Raw genomic sequence first — 17482 nt, 5'->3', positions numbered from 1 at the left:
GGGTGCCGGTCAGTGCCCGTCGCCGAGCTGACCCGAGAGCCGGTCGAGGCGCTCGAGGCTCGCCCCGTCGAGGCCGATGATCTCGACGTGCTTGCCCTTGGCTGCGTATTTGCGCTGGATCGAATCGAGGGTGGCCACGGTCGAGGCGTCCCAGATGTCGGCACCGGTCAGGTCGATGACCACGTTCTGCGGGTCGTCGACGTAGTCGAACTGATAGACCAGATCGTTGCTCGAGGCGAAGAACAGCTCGCCGTGCACCTTGTACACGCGGGTATCGATTGCCCCGTCACGGTCGGTGTCGGCGTCGCCGATCTTCTCGATGGTGATCATGTGGGCGACCCGGCGGGCGAAGAGCACCATCGCGGTGACCACGCCCAGGATCACGCCGACGGCGAGGTTGTGAGTGATCACGGTGGCCGCCACGGTCACCAGCATGACGAGGGTTTCGCTGCGTGGCATCAACTTCAGGGTGCGAGGGCGGATGCTGTGCCAATCCAGGGTGGCGACCGCAACCATGATCATCACCGCGACGAGGGCGGCCATGGGGATCAAGGCGACGATGTCGCCGAGACCGACCACCAAGACGAGCAGGAACACCCCCGCCAGGAACGTGGAGATGCGGGTCCGTGCACCGGAGACCTTGACGTTGATCATGGTCTGGCCGATCATCGCGCAGCCGCCCATGCCACCGAAGAACCCGGTGACCAGATTCGCCACACCCTGACCCCAGCCTTCGCGGGTCTTGTTGGAGTGGGTGTCGGTGATGTCGTCGACGAGCTTGGCGGTCATCAGCGACTCGAGCAGACCCACCAGCGCCATCGCCAGGGCATACGGCGCGATGATCGACAAGGTTTCCATGGTCCACGGCACGTCCGGGAAGAACAGTGCCGGCAACGATTCGGGGAGCTCACCTTCGTCGCCGACATTCGGGATGTCCCAGCCGAAGACGAGCACCGCGCCGGTGAGCAGCACAATCGCCACCAGCGGTGCCGGGACGATCGAGGAGACCTTCGGCAGGAAGAACATCACCGCCAGCCCGACGGCGACCAGCGGGTAGACGAGCAACGGCACGTCGATCAGGTGCGGCAATTGCGCGGTGAAGATCAAGATGGCCAGGGCGTTGACGAAACCGACCATCACGCTGCGCGGAATGAACCGCATCAGCTTGGCCACCCCGAGCACCGAGAGCACCACCTGGAAGATGCCCGCGAGAATGACGGTGGCGATGAAGTAGCCCAGCCCGTGCTGCTGGGCGACGGGGGCGATGACCAGGGCGATCGCGGCGGTCGCGGCGGAGATCATCGCCGGGCGACCACCGACGATGGAGATGGTCACGGCCATGGTGAACGAAGCGAACAGCCCGACCCGGGGGTCGACTCCGGCGATGATGGAGAACGAGATCGCCTCCGGGATCAACGCCAGTGCGACGACGAGACCGGCGAGGATTTCGGTTTTCAGGCGCCTGGGGGAGCGCAGGGCGGCGAGCACCGACGTGCTCGGGTCACCGGCCTCGCGCACGGTCGGGGCAGTGCCCACGGTCGGATCCATCGGTGGTGTCTCCTTCGGAATGCGGACACGAGGTGGCCCGCGACGAACTCGGGGCGGATGCGGCAAGGGGTTCGACCACCCGTCGGCATCGACCTGGGCCGTCCCACACCGGAGGTACCCTACTCTCACCGGAGGGTAGGGAGCGAATCGGCGCGGCTCCCACCGCGGACGCCGTCGAACTCGAGGAATGCCACGCGATGCACTACATGAAGGAACGCACCATGATGCAGATCGGCGAGGTGGCCGAGCGGGCCCAGGTCTCGCTGCAAACCTTGCGGCACTACGACGAGATCGGGTTGGCCACTCCAAGTGCCCGCTCCGAGGGAGGATTTCGCCTCTACACCGATCGCGACCTCGAACGGATCGCCGACATCGGATCGCTCAAGTTCCTCGGGCTCCCGCTCGAACAGATCCGCCGCATCGCCGATGCCCTCGAGCGGCACCGCCGCGACGGGACCACCGGGGCCGAACTGATCGAACTGCTTGCCCCCGCCCGCGACCGACTGGCGACGATGCAGGACCGGCTCGACCGCAGCCGCTGCTTCCTCGACCAGTTCTGACCCGGCCTGCCCCCTCGGCTGCCCTGCGCGCCGCCGCTGTCCACCACCTTTTGAAGAAGCGAGTTTCTTTCGTGCCCGGCACCGTCGACCCGTCTCGTCTGTCACCCCCACCCCACCCCGCCGTCTCCCGGTTGGGCTGGATCGATCTGGCCAAAGGCGTCTGCATCGTGCTGGTGGTGCTGCTGCACGCCACGAATTTCATGGTCACCCGCGGCATGGCCGATCCGTGGTGGAAGCAGGTCAACGCCGTCCTCGAGCCAGTGCGGATGCCGCTGTTCTTTCTCACCGCGGGCATGGTGGCCACCGGCGTGCTGCGCCTGAACTTCGCCGAGTTGCTGCGCCGGCGGCTGCTGCCGCTGCTGTACGTGTACGGGCTGTGGGTGGTGCTGCGGTTCGGCTACTTCACCGCCTTTCCCGCCGCCTCGGGCACCGCCGAAACTTCGACCCCACTCAATCTGCTCATCGCGACGGTGGTGCCGACGAGCGGACTGTGGTTCCTCTACGCCCTGGTCGTCTTCGCCGCGGCGGCCTGGGCGATGCGCCACGTGCCGCCGGTGTGGCAGGTGCTCGGCGCATGCGCCCTGGCCCTGGCCACACCGCAACTGGAGTCGCTCGACTGGACCTGGCACAACATGGGCACGCTGCTGGTGTTCTACCTTGCCGGACTGCACGGCAGCGTTGCGCTGCGCGCTGCGGCCCCGGCCGTCCGGGTCCACCACATCGGGATCGCCGCCGCGGGATTCACGATCCTCTATGCACTCTCCCGGCACTGGGCCGGGCCGGTGATACCGACCGCGGCCCTGACCGTGGCGGTCAGCGCGGTGGGGGTCGGCGCAGCATTGATGCTTGCGACCCGGATGGAGAAGGTGCGGTGGCTGGCGCCCATACGGGCCCTCGGGCCCCGCACCCTGTCGATCTACCTGTTGCACGAGATCGTTCTCGGCTCACTGCTGGCCGCGGCCACCGCCGCGGGGGTCGACTTCACCGGCGGTGTCGTTTCGGCGAGTGGCCCGGTGGTGGTCACCGTCGTCGCCTGCATCGGGTCGCTGCTGCTGCATGCGGTGTTCGTGCGACGCGGCGCCGGCTGGCTGTTCCGCCTACCGGCACGCCGGTAGAACGCGCCCGCACGCCGGATCCACCCCACGCACACACCGCCCTAAACTCTCCAGTAACGTAAGAGTCATGTCGCGTCGTTCCCGTTCCCGCTCCCCACTTCCGCCCCTCGCTTCCGAGGCCCTGCGGGTGATCGCCCTGGGCGGACTCGGTGAGATCGGGCGGAACATGACCGTCTTCGAGCATCGCGGCGCGCTGCTCATCGTCGACTGCGGGGTGCTGTTTCCCGAAGAGCACCAACCCGGTATCGATCTGATCCTGCCCGACTGGAGCGCCGTGCGGGACCGCCTCGGAGAGGTGAGCGCGATCGTGCTCACCCACGGCCACGAAGACCACATCGGCGCCCTGCCCTACCTGCTGCGCGAGCGGGCAGATATCCCGATCATCGGTTCGGCGCTGACCCTGGCCCTGGTGGCCGCCAAACTCGACGAGCATCGCCTCACGCCCACCTTGATCGAGGTCGCCGCCGGCCAGTCCCACACCCGGGGCCCGTTCGACCTCGAGTTCTTCGCCGTCAACCACTCGATCCCGGACGGGCTGGCAGTAGCGATACGCACCACGGCCGGGCTGGTCCTGCACACCGGGGACTTCAAAATGGACCAGTTCCCCCTCGACCGACGCCGAACCGACCTGCGGGGATTCGCCCGACTCGGAGAAGAAGGCGTCGATCTGCTGCTGATCGATTCCACCAACGCCGACGTACCCGGATTCACCACCTCCGAACGCGAACTCGGCCCCGCGATCGAGGCGGTCTTCCGCACGACCGCGGGCAAGGTCGTGGTCTCGAGCTTCGCCAGTCACATCCACCGCATCCAGCAGATACTCGATGCTTCCCACACCCAGGGCCGCAAGGCCGCATTCGTCGGTCGCTCGATGGTGCGCAACATGACCCTGGCCCGCACACTCGGTTACCTCACCGTCCCCGACGAGGTGGTGGTCGAGCCGGAAGACCTCGAATCCCTACCGCCGCATCAGGTCACGCTGATCTGCACCGGATCGCAGGGCGAACCCATGGCCGCGCTGTCGCGGATGGCTGCCGGCACCCACCCGATCGACGTCGGCGACGGCGACACCGTGCTGCTGGCCAGCAGCCTGATCCCGGGCAACGAGAACGCGATCTACCGGGTGATCAACGCACTGACCGATCGCGGCGCCCACGTGGTGCACAAAGGAAACGCCAACGTGCACGTCTCCGGACACGCCAGCGCCGGCGAGCTGATCTACTGCTACAACATCATCGAACCGCGCCACGTGCTTCCCGTCCACGGCGAATCCCGGCATCTGCGCGCCAACGCAGACCTGGCCGTGAGCACCGGCATCCCCGCCGACAACGTCTTGACCGCCACCAACGGCACCGTCATCGATCTGCACGAGGGCCGGGCCCGCACCACCGGTCAGATCCCGATCGGCCTGATCTATGTCGATGGACGCACCGTCGGCGGCACCACCGACGAACTGCTCGCCGAGCGGCGCACCCTCGGCGAGGAAGGCGTGGTCACCGTCACCGTCCTCATCGACCCCGACACCGTCACCTTGACCGAGGACCCGGACTTCATCGCCCGAGGCTTCGCCCACGACCCGGCCACGTTCGACCCGGTGATCCCCGTCATCGTCGCTGCCCTCCGCCGCGCCGCGCCCCGCAGACCCGACCGCCGCACCATCGAGAAGATCCTGATCCGGGAAGTGCAACAGTGGTCCCGGCGCGTGCACCGGCGCACACCGGTGGTCATTCCCGTCGTCATCGACGCCTGACCCGTCCGCCCCGGGGTGCACGCGGGGCCGACTCCGCCGGTGTCCCCACCGGTGCTGCGTGCCGAGGCAGCGTTGATCGGGTACCCCTGCCCGTCACCACGCCGCCATTGTTGTCAGGACGGCGCGCCATCCGCGGCGCGGGCTCCGGCGCCGGTGATATCGAGGGAGGTCAGCGCCACCGTGCCGGGCAGGGCGGCGAACGCCTCGTGCACCCGGGCGATGAGCGATCGACGTGCTCCCGCGCCGCGCGCGCCGAATGTCGTTCGGTGCGTACCCAATTCTTGACCCCGCACCGCCACGCCGCGAGTGCCAGTTCCGGTAGGAGCCGGATCCGCACGTCCGCGCGTCCGTCCGTGCCGGTGTGCTCTTCCAGGATGGTGACGAGGCGTTCCTGCGTGGTCAGGGTCAATGCATTGCTGTGGTGGCGCAGCGCGAGGTTGCCCGCAAGTCGACATCTCAGCGCGGCCGCGTCAGCCCACACGGAAAGGGTGTGCAGGCCACTGGCCGCCTGCACACGTTCTCACCACAACCCGGCTGACCCGGTGATCCCTGCGCCTGATACGCACATACGCACCCGGGGCTCACAGCAAAGCAGGTCGATCAGGGCAGGTCGGGACAACGCAAGGCACCGGCGAGGTCGCGGATACGCTGCGCCCGAGCCAGCCGCGGCAGATCGCTGCCATCGCCGACACGCTCGCCGCCCTCGCCGAGTTCCTCGATAACAGACTGGGCCCATCGTCGGTCGGCCACCGATGGACCCAGCATGGCGTTGATCGATCCCACCTGTTCCGGGCGCAGGGTGAGCTTGCCGGTCATGCCCATCGAGACCGTCAGCGTGCAGTCCTGCGCGAGCGCAGGGGGCTGTGTATCGAGCGTGGGTCCGTCGATCGGTCCGGCGATCGATGCGGCCCGGCTGGCGATCACCAGCCGGGATCGGGCATAGGCCAGCGCTATCGGTTCGTCGCCGATCCCGGTGTCCCGCCGGAAATCACCCACACCGAAGGCCAGACGCACAGTCGCTGGATGCGCCGCAATCGCTCCGGCCTGTTCAAGGCCGAGAGCCGACTCGACCAGCGCGACCACCGGGCATTGCGGGCCGAGGAACTCGGCCGTGCGCTCGATATGGTCGGCGGATTCGGTCTTGGCCAGGACGACCCCTGCCACCTCGGGCATGGTCTGCAGCAGTCGGCAGTCCTCGATCCAGTCCGGTGTCGAGGCAGCATTGATCCGTACCCATGCCCGCCCGCCGCGGTGTAGCCACCGCGCTACATGGCCCCGTGCCGCTGGTTTTCCGGGAGCCGGCACGGCGTCTTCGAGGTCGAGGACTATGGCGTCCGCGCTTGTGGCAGCGGCATGATCGAACAGGTCCGGCCGCGCTGCGGAAACCAGCAGCCAGGAACGGGCCACCGTCGACGATACCGGCGAAGAAAAAGTCTCGGTAGGAACAGTCATCGCACTCCAGAACACTCGGGTCCGCCCCATCGGCGAACCTCCAGCATTATCTACCCTTACGTTACCGGAGTGTTTGGGGGGTGGGGTCTGCCGCCCGTGGTCGCCCGTGTGCGACCCGAGTGGGGACCCTCGGCCGCCACACTCGTGGTCGTGCAGTCCAGCACGGCAACGGAAGGCGCAGCGCGCTCGCTGCCCCTATCGTGGCGCCGGCTGGGTGACCGGTATGTGCAATGACTTCGCGTGCAGGGCGGTGAGAAGATCCAGGCCCTCGATTCCGACGGGTTCGCTGGTGGACAGCGGAATCACCGCGTACCGATCTGCGAGTTCCTCCCGGACCGTGTCGATCTGCTCGAGTTCGGCGACCGCTCTCTGGCGAAGCAGCGGGGCGGTGGGCTTCGCCGCCGCCAGGGAGTTGTTCACCACCCACGCCCACGGCGCAATGCCAGCGCGCTGCAGGTCGGCTTGCAGGCCGGCCGCCTCGAGCACCGGGGTGGTCTCGGCGAGGGTGACCAGCACGATTTTGGTCTGCGCCGGGTCCTGCAGCCGCATCAAGGGAGTGGTGAAGCGCCCGCCGTCGCCCATTTGCCGGGCGATCTCGCGGTGATACGAGCCGGTCGCATCGAGCAACAGCAGGGTGTGCCCGGTGGGGGCGGTATCGATGACGACGAACTTGCGGCGCGATTCGTGGATGACCTTCGAGAATGCTTGGAACACCGCGACTTCCTCGGTGCACGGGGAGAGCAGGTCCTCGGCGAGGGTGGCGCGGCCGGCCTCATCGAGCCCTGCGCCCTTGCTGGCCAACACCCGGTCGCGATAGGTCTCGCTCGCCTCACGGGGGTCGATGCGAGAGACCTCGAGGTGATCGAGTCCCCCGGCGAGGGTGTCGGCCAGATGCGCGGCGGGGACGGTGGTGGTCAGGTGCACATAGTGACCACGGCGGGCCAGTTCCACCGCGATAGCGGCAGCGACGGTGGTCTTGCCGACACCGCCCTTGCCCATGCACATCACCAGTCCGTGTCCATCGGCCTCGATCTCGTCGACCAGATCCGCCAGCGGTGCGTCGGCGACCGCGGAGAAGTCCGGATCGGTGCCATCGGCACTCGAGGCCGTGGTGATGTCGAAGAGGGTGCTCAAGGCGTCGAGTCCGACCATGTTCACCGGCTTGAGCGCGACCAGATCGGTGGGCAACGTAGCGATCGCAGGGGGAACCGCGGCCAACGCCGCCTGTTCACGTCGATGCACGGCGGTGGCCAGGGGGTCGGGTGCCGTCGGCCGGTGCAGGCAGTACGCCGTTGACGACCACATGCTGCTTCGTCATGCCGATCGCGGCGAGTTCGTCGTGGGTACGGGCGATCTCGGCGAGAGCGGAGCGGTTGGCGCGGGCCACGAGCACCAGGCGGGTGCGGCCGGGGTCCGACAAGGCCTCGACCGCGCCGGCGTACATGGCTTTCTGCTTATCGAGCCCGGCGAGCGGACCAAGACACGACGCGTCACCTTTACCGTTGTCGAGGAATTCGGTCCAGTTCCCAGGCAGCTGCAGCAGCCGGATGGTGTGGCCGGTGGGGGCGGTGTCGAACAGCACGTGATCGAAGCCGGCGACCCGGTTGTCGGGATCGGTGAGCAGCGAGGTGAATTCGTCGAACGAGGCGACCTCGGTGGTGCACGAGCCGGACAGTTGTTCGGTGATCGAGGCGATCTCCGCCTCGGGCAACAGCCCGCGGACCGGCCTCGACGGCGACCGTGTCACCTGGCCCGACGGCACCACCACCAATGCCGACACTCTCGTGCTGGGCACCGGTTACCGCCCGCACCTGCCGTATCTGACCGGCCTCGATGCTCTCGACGGCACTGACCGGCCTCTCCATCGGCAGGGCATCTCGACCACCCACGCCGGTCTCGGGTATGTCGGCCTCGAATGGCAACGCAGCCTGTCGTCGGCGTCGCTGCGGGGTGTCGGCCGCGACGCCGATCGGGTCGCCGGCCGTGTGGTCGCTGCCGCCCGATCCCGCCGCGCACTGCCCACCGGTCCCTGACCGGAACTGTCGTATCTCGGGGCCGGTCCGACCGGCCGGTGTTCAAGACCACAGCGAGAGGCTCTGATCCCTGGCTGCTGCGCGAGGGGCCATCATGAGAGGCACACGCCCGTCCCCTCTGGGGGCGGGTTTACCTCTTCTCTCGCGTTTCGTGGCCGGTGCGGTGCGGTGGGCGGCGTGTCTCCCACATGGTGGTATCGCCCCAGTTATCGTTCAGGCAAACCTGCATCGTCGGACGAGGCCCGTCCGACACGACCGCGGGAGCGGCGCTGATGGACATGGACGAACAACTGCACCAGCTGGCGTGGCAACTCCAGCACAACGGACACGACTGGAGTGAGGTCGCCGCCGAACTCGGCTGCGACGAAACCGTCGCCCGAGCGATGGCCGACCGGTATCTCGCCGACACCGAGGCCCACGCACAGAAGGACCAGTTCTCGCTGTTCGATCTCTGAGTTTGTTCAAGCACTTCTCGCGATGCTGCCGCTACGCCAACCGTCCGGCGCTCGCGGCGCCGCGACCCCGCCCATCCGCTCGTGTGCGCATCGGCTCGACTGCAGACCGGCTTCGGCGAGAAGACCGGGTCGTGGCATCGTTTAGCTTCCTGATCATCGAACACCGAGGGAGCTGGACGAGCTGATGCACGCGTTCGCCGACGAGTCGCGCCGCGGCGACTATCTGGTCTGTGCGGTGACCATCGCGCCGTCGGATCTGGACTCGGCTCGCAAGGCGCTCAAGTCGCTGCGCGCTCCGCGATCGGCGCGGATCCACATGTCCCATGACAGTCGTCGCGCCTCCCAGATCATTCGTGGAGTGGTGGCGCTGGATCTGCAAGCACATCTGTATGTTGTCGACCTCGGCGGCCGGTCCGAACGCCACGCCCGCGACCGGGCCTTGGCGGCGATGGCCACCGACCTCGACGCTCTCCACGTCCGCCAGCTCTGGCTCGAATCCTGCGATCAAGACCGTCGCGATCGCGAAGTGATCCGAACCGCGTTGGCCACCTCACCGGGGGCCGGCTTCGCGTATCGGCATACCGCCCCTACCAGCGAACCGATGCTGTGGGTGCCCGACGTGCTCGCCTGGGCATGGGGCAAAGGTGGGCACCACCGTAAGGCTGTCGCCGACACACTCGAGATCCACACCGTGTCGTGATCTTGTTCTGAATGCGCAAAACCCGGGCGACTCACCGTCCAGTGAGCTCCCGGGTCCACTTCCCACGAACGCTGTGCCGTGGGCACTATCTACTATCCACTGAGATAGTAGATAGATCAAACGCCGCCCCTTGACTGGCGGCGGGAAAGTACGAAGTGCCCTGCCGCGGGGGGTTCGGCAGGGCATCTCGACTGGGGGAATTCGGGCTCCCACCACAGCGAGAATACTGCGGCAAGAACCACGCCCTCAACCGGTTATCGGCCTGGCAGTGTCCGATCGTTACTCATCGGGGCCAGCGCGCTCTGAACACCCGCGAAGGAGTGCGTTCCTCGGCGTACTACTCCGGAAGCAGGTCTTCTTCCCGCATCGGGAACCGGTAGCCCTCGGGGATTCCGTCGACCGACTCGAGGACGAACCGGCCCTCGTCATCTACGTCGACAATCGCGAACATCGACGCACCGGCCGGACGGATCCGAACGCGATCACCCAGCTTCACCGCAACCTCGCAAGCTCTCGAAGAGGACGTTTCCCCCACGTGGAGGCGGATAAGTCGACCGAAGTCGACATCCTGCACATGAGCGGCTTCTCCCCCGTTTCGGCGGCCCACCCACCCGGAATCGCGGTAGCCGCGACGCTTCCCGAGCACCCGTTTCCGGGGCTCCGCCGCAGCTACCACAGGTCCAGCGTATCGAAAGTGTGTGCGAAAATAAAATAATGGCGCTCCACCGAGAACCGGCTCCTGCGGCCTGCCCGAACGGCCACAGACTCGGACCGAACTTGATCTTGGTCGGATGGGCCCCCTGTACGTGCGCGACATCGACGACCTCGGCGGGAAGTCACGGACACCGGACATATCAGTGCAGAGTCTGCGAGGCGGAGATCGCCATTCCGCCCCATACGGGACCACGGTTCTCCGGGGTGCAGTGGCCGCCGAGACCGACGCAGGAGCAACCGCGGCCCGACTCGGCAGGTGAGCGAGCCAGCGGGATCACAGACGAGGCGACCCGCCGGGAGCCAGAAAATTAGCTTCGCTAAAATTATGGTTTGAACTGGGAAAACGACACGTCCCGTTCTGTCGTGTCGATCGGAGAAAGCACCACCATGAAGCCCGGCGACCAGGTGAAGGTCAGCGCACGCGGCAGGTTCGTGTTCACCGTCAAGGACGTCGATGAGGACACCGGCATGGCGATGATCGAGGTCAACGCCGACAGCCCGCTCACGTATCCGTGGCCGGCGCGCATCACCGATCTCGCGCCCGTCGAGGACTGACTGCGAGAGCTCTTCCTCCTGCCGGTCGCTCTCGTTTCACCTGTTTGGTGCCGGTACGTGCTTCCGCTACGGTGACCGCTGCAATCACCCGAGTTCCCCGACAGGTGAGTGATTCCCTGACGGGTCGAAGCATGGTCCCCGGCGCCCCTGCCGGGGACCATCGCCTTTCTGCTGCCGGGTTGCGCGTGCAGCAGCCGGCACACTGGCTACTCTCGGCACGTGGAGGACAGGACGCGAGCCATCGGCGATGCCGCCGATGCGATGACCGACGATGAGCTCGAGACCGCGATTGCGTCGCTACACGCCCGTGAGCGGGAACTTCTCGTCGCCGGGGACAGCGAGGCGGCGTTCGATCTGATGGGCACGAAGTTCGTGTTGCTGTCCCCACTGGAAGGTCGGCGGCGGTAACACAACTGGTGTACGAATTCGGTTTTTTCCTCATTTCTGTCTACTGCGGTATTCGCATAGCGGTCTGAGGCAGACTCGTACAGGGCCACTGCGCGGCTGACGCATCCCTCTCGGTGGCCGTTCAGGGTTCAGCGCGGCGCAGTCGCTCCGAATCATGAGCTCGCGCGGGGCACCCGGGCGCGGTAGTCGTGACTGGCAGCGCGCAGTGCAGCGGCGAGTTCCGTTCCCGTGACTCCCTGTTCCATCAGCGCTGTGGCGTTGCTGTCGGTGATCGGGTGCAGAGTGCGGACGACAGCGGCGTAGCGGATGCGCTCTTCGAGATCATCCGGCTCGTGGGCCGGCTGGTCATTGAGGTATGAGCTGGTGATGACCTCGATGGGGGCTGTGATGCCGTGTTCCTGGGCGATCTGGCGGGCGGTGACGGTGAATGCGGAGATGTAGGCGGCGCGGTCGCTGTCTTCGAGTTCGTCGACGGCGAGCTGTTCGTCGGCCAGGGCATCGGATTCGGGGCTCTCGTCATCCACCTCGAGCATGCGCCCGTTGATCTCGTCGAATGCCTCTTGTGCAAGATCGGCCAACCCGAAGCGGTCCCATTGTTCGTCGATGTCGAGCGGGACGCGTACCGGCTCGGTACGTCGCGCAGGGAGGTCCTCTTCCGCTGCGGCACCGGTGATGAGCTGGTGGATCAGGTCGGCCTCCCACGAGGTCGGCCTGCCGCGGAGCAATCCGTCGACCGAGCCCATGTTGGCAGCGACAACGACCAGAATGTCGGCGAGGGTATCGGCGAAGTCGACCTGTGAGCCGTCGCTGCGGGTGCTTCGGGCGAGGACGGTCAGAGCGTCGATGGCGGCGGCTTTGGTCTGCGGGTCGATTCCGGTGGTCGAGGGCTGCCGCTTCCCGGCACGGGCCGGCGGTGCGGTGGGGGTGCTGGTGGCGCCTTCGGTGACGGCCCGAAGTGCGTCGGGAAAGGTGGTGCCGGGGTGCGCGGCTTGGTATGCGCGGGCGGCCTTCTTACGGGCAGAGTTTTTCGTCATGGCGTCTTCCGTTCACAGCACTCGTGATGCCGCCCGCATTGGTCATCACTGGTGGACGACGGTAGGCGCAAGTGGTTGCAGATCCGGGGGACCTTGCCCTCGAGTGCTGGCCGTGGTGATGCGGGCACCAATGGCAGCGTCGGGGTCAGCCGTGCAACGCGGCTCTACGCCAGTAATAACACGGCTGCCCGACACCTTCACGCCTCGTCGGTCTTATAGCTGCGGCCCGAGGTGCAGATCGGGTGTGGGTGGTTGGTGTTCATGTATGGCCGGAGGTCGGCTGTTCGGTTGTGGTGGTGTGTGGTGGATCTGCGGTGGTCCGTGGAGGGCCTTCGCTGTCGAAAGCGGGCCCTGCTCCTCCCCTACCTCGTCGGCATGCGTGAGATTCCGGTGCGGCTCGCCCTCGGCGGGATTCGGTTTCGCTTCCTCTGGGGCATCGTCGGTCCTGGTCGACGTGGCGTGACGGGGTTCCTCGTCCGCCTGGATTGCGGTGGTCAGCGGCTCGTAGGTCTCGTTGCGTTCCGGGGAATTCTCCAGCAGGGCGTAGCTGCGGTGGGCCAGCACATCCCAGTGCCTCTCGTACCGTTGCGCGGCGTCGACGGTGCCGAGGTCCGGGGCGGCGGCGGGGAGCTCAGTGATAGTGGCGCGGGCGAGTTCGGCGGCGAAGGCTTCCCTGCCGGCAACTCGCATGGCGTCCTCGAGGGCAGGGTCCGGTTCGATGCCTTCGGGGGGATCGTCGTGGTAGTTCGCTGCGTGGGAGGCGGCACGGAGCGCTTCGGGGTCGATGGTGCGCCAGTCGATCGTGCGGTCGGGGCGGTCGTGGACGAGCTGGTCGGTCATGAGTACGACGGCGACTGACTGGACGCCTTCGGTTTCCTCCTGGATGGCGGCAATGTGGCGTCCGAGCCGGTGGGGGTCGGTGAGGGTATCGTCGTCCGGGGCGGCGATCACCGGGCTGGTGTAGGCGGGAGTGTCACTGATGATCGGCATGAAGTCGGTGTGCAGCTCACGGTGGATGACACTTGCGTGTAGTTCGCTGCCGTCACCGGTGATTTCGCGGTGGGCGAGGTAGTCGGCGGTTCGTAGCGCCAACTCCCAGGTGATGAGGCGGCGCAGCCGGGCGGGGTCGCGCTCGTCGAAGGCGTTGACCGGGGTTCCGGTGTCGTAGCGCATGGTGTTCTTGCCTGCTGCCGGGTCGAACAGGTCCTTGTAGCGGTGGTTCGGCTCGGGTAGTACTGCAGCGGCGCGCTCGGCAGCGAGGGTGGAGGTGCCCTCGAGGATCCGGCGTACGGCGGCATCGTGTTCGGGACCGTAGTCGGTGCGTTCGGCCAGGTTAAGGCCGATGCGAACCAGGGCGTGAGCGTTGTCGAGTTCGGCTCCGCTCAAGGATCGCTCGCGGGGGATCTCCCGGAAGGTCTGGAAGGCTATGTAGGGGCCGCTGCGATCACGGTCGTAGTCGCGCAGCATCGTCATATGGGTGGTCAAAGACAGCACTGGTCGACCTGGGGCGGGCTGGGCAGGGACGTATCCGGTGTTCGGTACGACCGCCGGGGCGAGAACGTCGGCGAGCAGTCTGGGATCTCCGGTCTCGGCGGTGATGTAGCGGGCCGCCGATAGGGCAGCGAGGTCGACACGTGCGGTGTCGATCTGCCATCCGGCCCGGTCTGCGATGCGGCGGAACAGCTCGTACTGCGTCCGAGAGTTCCCGTCCGGGAAGGGATGAATCTCCGTCAAGCGTGACCAGTAATCGGCCAGACGGGTGACGAAGGTGTGGTGGTCGAGTCCGGTCAGGTTGTTCTCGGCGGCGAGATCGGCGAACAGTTCGTCGACGTCGGCGGTGGTGTCCTCGGGGCTCGAGTGGGCGATCGGCAGATTGCCCTGGGTGGTGGGCACCGTTTTGTACTGGCCGGCCCAGGCGTACAGGCCGTCGAAGGCTCGCCGGTGTATCTCGCGTAGGAACTCTCCGGTGAAGGTGCTCGGCGAGGAAACGTCCGCGAATTCGTACATCGCCTGCGTGAACAGGCGTTTTTCGATTCTGTCGAGTGTTGGGGTGTCGGTGATGTCGAGAAGGTTCACTCGCGTGTCGGTTCCGGGGATGTAGCCCTCGATCGGGAGCGACGAGGCGGTCATTTCTCGGGGCGCTCCCCGCGTCGGAACTCATTGAGGATGTCCTCGCGGGTGAGTCCGGCCTCGATCTGCTCGATGATGTCTCGGGGATCTTCGCCGCCGAGGTCGCCCGCCATCGCGCAAGCGGCGCGGATGTGCTGTGCGATGGTCTCGCGTGTCACCTCCTCGCCGAAGGGGGCGAGTCGTTCACGTAGGGACGGGTTTTCGGTCGTGTCGTCGTCCATGTCGGTCATGGTCTCCCCTGTTGGTGTGGTTCGGACGTGGGGCGGGATCGGCCGCGGATCCCCTCCCCCACTGGTGTGTTCACGTTGTGGCTCCGACAGTAGGCGCACCCCCGAGTCGGGCACGTACACGCTCGAGGCGTCGGGCGGCGGCGCGCTGGACACGGCCGATGGCGACCATGTGGTCGAACAGGTCGGCTTCGGGCAGGGTTTCGGCGGCTTCGGTGATGGCGGCTCCGGCGGTGCGAAAGCTGCGGCGGTAGGCGGCGCTGATGACGGCATGGGCGTAGTAGGGCGCGGCGGTGGGATCGGCGCCGGCGGTGGTGGCGGTGGTCAGGGCGTAGGCGAGTCGGCGACCGTGGTGACCGGCGAGCCGACCGTGGCGCCCGAGGTGGGCCAGGACCATTGCGGGGTCGTGGGGGTGGCCGGTGTTCATCAGTGCGGCGATGGCGTCGAACAATTCGGCGTGGAGTGGCTGGTGGAAGTCGTCGGTGGTGAGCAGGTCCACGATGTCGGCGGCTGCGGCGCGGGTGGCGAACAGCAGCGCGCACAGCAGCAGGGTTTCGGTGTCGGCGTCTGGGGGCGCGAACTCGTCGGCGCTGAGGTAGCGGTCGAGATCGGTCTGGTCGGTGACGGTCATGCGCTGATCCGTTCGTCGAGGGCGTCGGCGATGTCGAGCACGGGAGTCGGGTCGGGGTGGCCGATGGCCGAGTGGCCGATGGTGGCGCGAGCGATGACGCTTCCGTCGATGGTGATGGTGACTGCGCTACCGGCGGGCGCACCGTAGGCGAGCGCGAGCGTGCGCGCTGCTTCGGCGGCGTCGGAGGCGGCGGCCGCGTGGGTGAAGGTGCAGCCAGAATCGGAGCGCGCAACGGTGGGCGCGGTCAGCGTGACGGTCCAGACGATCATTGCGGCGCTCCTTCGGCTTGACGGGGTTTCCCCAGGTACTCGTCCATTGTCGCTTAATTATCATGTTTTGTGAAGACTTTTCGATGAGTTTTACATGATTATGTGGTTGTTTTTTGATTATTTTGTGATGCGTTGGCGAGGGCCGTGCCGGAGCCGTCGACCGGGGTTCGATGCCCCGGTCGACGGCCATGCGTGCCGGGGGCCGGCACCCAGTGAGTGGTCTGGCCCGGTGGGCGGCCGATACGACCGCCCACCGGAAGGGGCGTTACTGCTCGTCGAGGGGGTCGAGTCCGGCTGCGCGGCGCTCGATGTCGGCGAGGGTGTAGCCCTGGGCTTCGATGGCGCGCAGGTAGAACTGCGACAGGTCGGTGGGCTTGCGCCAGTGCTCGACGCCGACCTGGGACTCGAGGGCGATGAGGATGTGGGCGCGCAGCAGGACCAGGGCGCGGGGGTCGGTGGCGCTGGCGAGCTTCGCGAGAGCGTCGGACGTGGGGAGCATCTGTTCGGCCAGGGTGCGGGCGTGATAGGCGGCGGGGATCTGGGGCCACTTCATCAGCACTGTTGCCACGAATGAGGCGGTGCCCTTGGGGGCGGTCTTGCGGGTGGTCTGCTGGGCGATCCACTTGCGGCGGACCTCGGTGGCGGCTCGCCATTCGCGGTTGTTCTCGATCACTTCACGCCGCTGAGCTGCGCGGTCCTCGGCACTTTGTTCCTGTTCGAGCTCGGCGGGGCGGGGGTGTCCCCACCAGGTGCGCCAAGGGGTGTCTTCGATATTGACGACGTGCCAGTACAGCGTGGTCTCGTGGTTTTCGACGACGTTCTCGCGGGGAATCATCCATTCCTCGCGGGCATCGCCGTCGGGTAGCTCGTCCACGATGTAGTCCGCGTCGATCTCGTCGCCGCTCTCGCGGTCGAAATAGGTGGTGCAGCTGTAGACGTACAGCCCGAGGTGTCCGAGGGCGGCGACTTCTTCGATGGCGGGCGTGTTGCCTTCTTCGTCGGTGACGCGCTCGACCAGCTGACTGGTCCCCTCCCCCACTCTCTCGTGAAGAGCACCAAGCGGCACGGCGGCGATGGAGTGTTCTGCGAGGTACGCCTCGGTGCGGGCCAGTGCGGCGTTGCGTTCGGTGCGGCGCAACCGTTCGGCGGCGAGTGCGTGGTCGAGTCGTCCGCTGGCGATGGCCCACTCGATGCGGCGGACGGCGGCGGGATCGTCGCCGAACTCGGCGAGGGCGGCGGCTTGTTCGATGGTCAGCTCGCCTCGTTGCACAGCGTCGCGCTGCTCGGTGTCGCGCAAGGTCAGGGCCGCCTCGATCTCGGTGCGGGGCGCCTTGGTGCGACGGGCGATCTTGGTGGAGGTCAGTCCGTGGTCGGCCAGGGTCTCGAACAGGGCCAGGCGTTCGCCGTTGGTGATCGCGGCGCGGTGTTCGTTCTCGCTCCACTGGGTGACGAGCCGTTCGACGGCGGCGTCGGTGCCAGCGCCTTCGTCGCCGACGATGAGGGCGGGGATCTGGGTCAGTCCGGCCTCGAGGGCTGCGGCGGTGCGGCGGTGGCCGGTGAGCACGCGCAGGGGTCCGGCGGCGGTGCGGCACACAGTGATGGGGGTCAGAACTCCTTGCTCTGCGATCGACTCGCGGAAGGCATCGGTCAGGCGCAGGTCATGGCGGATGTTGGAGTCGGTGAGCAGGTCAGCGGGGTCGAGGGTGGCGAATTCGGCGGTGCTTCCGTTGTTCATAACTCAAGTTTACATCTGTTTTGATGCTTTTTCGATGTTTCGTTGGTGCTTTTTCGGTGCTTTTCTGGTGACGCTGGTCACACGTTTATAGGCTCTGACCTGCGGTTTTGCGGGTGTAGCGGGGTTCGGTGGCGGTGGTGGAGCGGGTACCTCGGTCGGTCGTGCG

At 66.9% G+C, this 17482-nt stretch carries 18 protein-coding genes and 1 pseudogene; 8 read left to right on the top strand and 11 right to left on the bottom strand.

Annotated elements, in window-relative coordinates; translation table 11 throughout:
* Window positions 1–9: 9 nt before the first annotated feature.
* Window positions 10–1548 (bottom strand): SulP family inorganic anion transporter, encoded by a 1539-nt coding sequence (locus RZ1_RS26855; RefSeq protein ID WP_072815689.1) that lies wholly within the window; start codon window positions 1546–1548, stop codon window positions 10–12.
* A 197-nt stretch (window positions 1549–1745) separates the two neighbouring features.
* Here RZ1_RS26855 and RZ1_RS26850 point away from each other — a divergent pair, with 197 nt between their 5' ends.
* The 3 genes from RZ1_RS26850 to RZ1_RS26840 all read left to right on the top strand — a co-directional run bounded on the left by RZ1_RS26850 (window position 1746) and on the right by RZ1_RS26840 (window position 4973).
* Entirely contained in the window at window positions 1746–2108 is a 363-nt protein-coding gene (locus RZ1_RS26850) for a MerR family transcriptional regulator (protein WP_238071985.1), read from the top strand.
* A 71-nt stretch (window positions 2109–2179) separates the two neighbouring features.
* A complete protein-coding gene (locus RZ1_RS26845; protein WP_238071984.1) occupies window positions 2180–3223 on the top strand; it encodes an acyltransferase family protein in 1044 nt (347 codons plus the stop codon).
* Window positions 3224–3290: 67 nt separating this feature from the next.
* Complete coding sequence (locus RZ1_RS26840) at window positions 3291–4973, top strand: ribonuclease J (protein WP_072815687.1); 1683 nt, start codon at window positions 3291–3293, stop codon at window positions 4971–4973.
* Window positions 4974–5086: 113 nt separating this feature from the next.
* On the opposite strand, the gene RZ1_RS30740 is transcribed toward RZ1_RS26840, so the two are convergent.
* The 3 genes and pseudogenes from RZ1_RS30740 to arsA form a co-directional block, all read right to left on the bottom strand.
* Window positions 5087–5251, bottom strand: a complete 165-nt coding sequence (locus RZ1_RS30740; protein WP_169918135.1) for a hypothetical protein — start codon at window positions 5249–5251, stop codon at window positions 5087–5089.
* Between the two features lie 322 nt (window positions 5252–5573).
* Entirely contained in the window at window positions 5574–6425 is an 852-nt protein-coding gene (locus RZ1_RS26835) for an HpcH/HpaI aldolase/citrate lyase family protein (RefSeq protein WP_072815685.1), read from the bottom strand.
* Window positions 6426–6620: 195 nt separating this feature from the next.
* Window positions 6621–8151: pseudogene (gene arsA, locus RZ1_RS26830) on the bottom strand (arsenical pump-driving ATPase); the annotation flags it as partial.
* Between arsA and RZ1_RS30885 the strand changes: the two are divergent.
* From RZ1_RS30885 to RZ1_RS26815, 3 genes are all read left to right on the top strand, one after another.
* Window positions 8108–8458, top strand: a complete 351-nt coding sequence (locus RZ1_RS30885; RefSeq protein ID WP_174565248.1) for an NAD(P)/FAD-dependent oxidoreductase — start codon at window positions 8108–8110, stop codon at window positions 8456–8458. The pseudogene arsA and the gene RZ1_RS30885 sit on opposite strands and share 44 nt — an antisense overlap.
* A 272-nt stretch (window positions 8459–8730) precedes the next feature.
* Window positions 8731–8913: a hypothetical protein gene (locus tag RZ1_RS26820; protein ID WP_072815681.1), complete on the top strand. Its 183-nt coding sequence runs from the start codon at window positions 8731–8733 to the stop codon at window positions 8911–8913.
* Between the two features lie 184 nt (window positions 8914–9097).
* Window positions 9098–9613, top strand: coding sequence for a hypothetical protein (locus tag RZ1_RS26815; RefSeq protein ID WP_072815679.1), 516 nt, complete (start codon window positions 9098–9100; stop codon window positions 9611–9613).
* Window positions 9614–9950: 337 nt separating this feature from the next.
* On the opposite strand, the gene RZ1_RS30735 is transcribed toward RZ1_RS26815, so the two are convergent.
* Window positions 9951–10109, bottom strand: coding sequence for a hypothetical protein (locus RZ1_RS30735; RefSeq protein WP_169918133.1), 159 nt, complete (start codon window positions 10107–10109; stop codon window positions 9951–9953).
* 581 nt (window positions 10110–10690) lie between these two features.
* Here RZ1_RS30735 and RZ1_RS26810 point away from each other — a divergent pair.
* A complete protein-coding gene (locus RZ1_RS26810) occupies window positions 10691–10882 on the top strand; it encodes a hypothetical protein (protein ID WP_072815678.1) in 192 nt (63 codons plus the stop codon).
* A 219-nt stretch (window positions 10883–11101) separates the two neighbouring features.
* Entirely contained in the window at window positions 11102–11290 is a 189-nt protein-coding gene (locus RZ1_RS30230; RefSeq protein WP_139282003.1) for a hypothetical protein, read from the top strand.
* Window positions 11291–11442: 152 nt separating this feature from the next.
* On the opposite strand, the gene RZ1_RS26805 is transcribed toward RZ1_RS30230, so the two are convergent.
* From RZ1_RS26805 to RZ1_RS26780, 6 genes are all read right to left on the bottom strand, one after another.
* Window positions 11443–12324, bottom strand: coding sequence for a hypothetical protein (locus RZ1_RS26805; RefSeq protein ID WP_072815676.1), 882 nt, complete (start codon window positions 12322–12324; stop codon window positions 11443–11445).
* Between the two features lie 213 nt (window positions 12325–12537).
* A complete protein-coding gene (locus tag RZ1_RS26800) occupies window positions 12538–14454 on the bottom strand; it encodes a Fic family protein (protein WP_072815674.1) in 1917 nt (638 codons plus the stop codon).
* On the bottom strand, window positions 14451–14675 hold the full coding sequence (locus RZ1_RS26795) for a hypothetical protein (RefSeq protein ID WP_072815709.1): 225 nt from the start codon (window positions 14673–14675) through the stop codon (window positions 14451–14453). Before RZ1_RS26795 ends, RZ1_RS26800 begins: the two co-directional genes overlap by 4 nt.
* Window positions 14676–14754: 79 nt before the next feature.
* A complete protein-coding gene (locus tag RZ1_RS26790; RefSeq protein WP_072815672.1) occupies window positions 14755–15312 on the bottom strand; it encodes a DnaB-like helicase N-terminal domain-containing protein in 558 nt (185 codons plus the stop codon).
* The gene (locus RZ1_RS26785; RefSeq protein ID WP_072815670.1) at window positions 15309–15581 is read right to left on the bottom strand and encodes a hypothetical protein; all 273 of its coding nucleotides are present in this window, start codon (window positions 15579–15581) and stop codon (window positions 15309–15311) included. Before RZ1_RS26785 ends, RZ1_RS26790 begins: the two co-directional genes overlap by 4 nt.
* A 265-nt stretch (window positions 15582–15846) precedes the next feature.
* Complete coding sequence (locus RZ1_RS26780; RefSeq protein ID WP_072815668.1) at window positions 15847–17316, bottom strand: ParB/RepB/Spo0J family partition protein; 1470 nt, start codon at window positions 17314–17316, stop codon at window positions 15847–15849.
* Window positions 17317–17482: the final 166 nt, after the last annotated feature.

It is taken from the genome of Rhodococcus zopfii NBRC 100606 = JCM 9919, assembly GCF_001895025.1.
GTDB lineage: Bacteria > Actinomycetota > Actinomycetes > Mycobacteriales > Mycobacteriaceae > Rhodococcus > Rhodococcus zopfii.
This window is presented reverse-complemented; position numbering and strand designations above follow the sequence as displayed.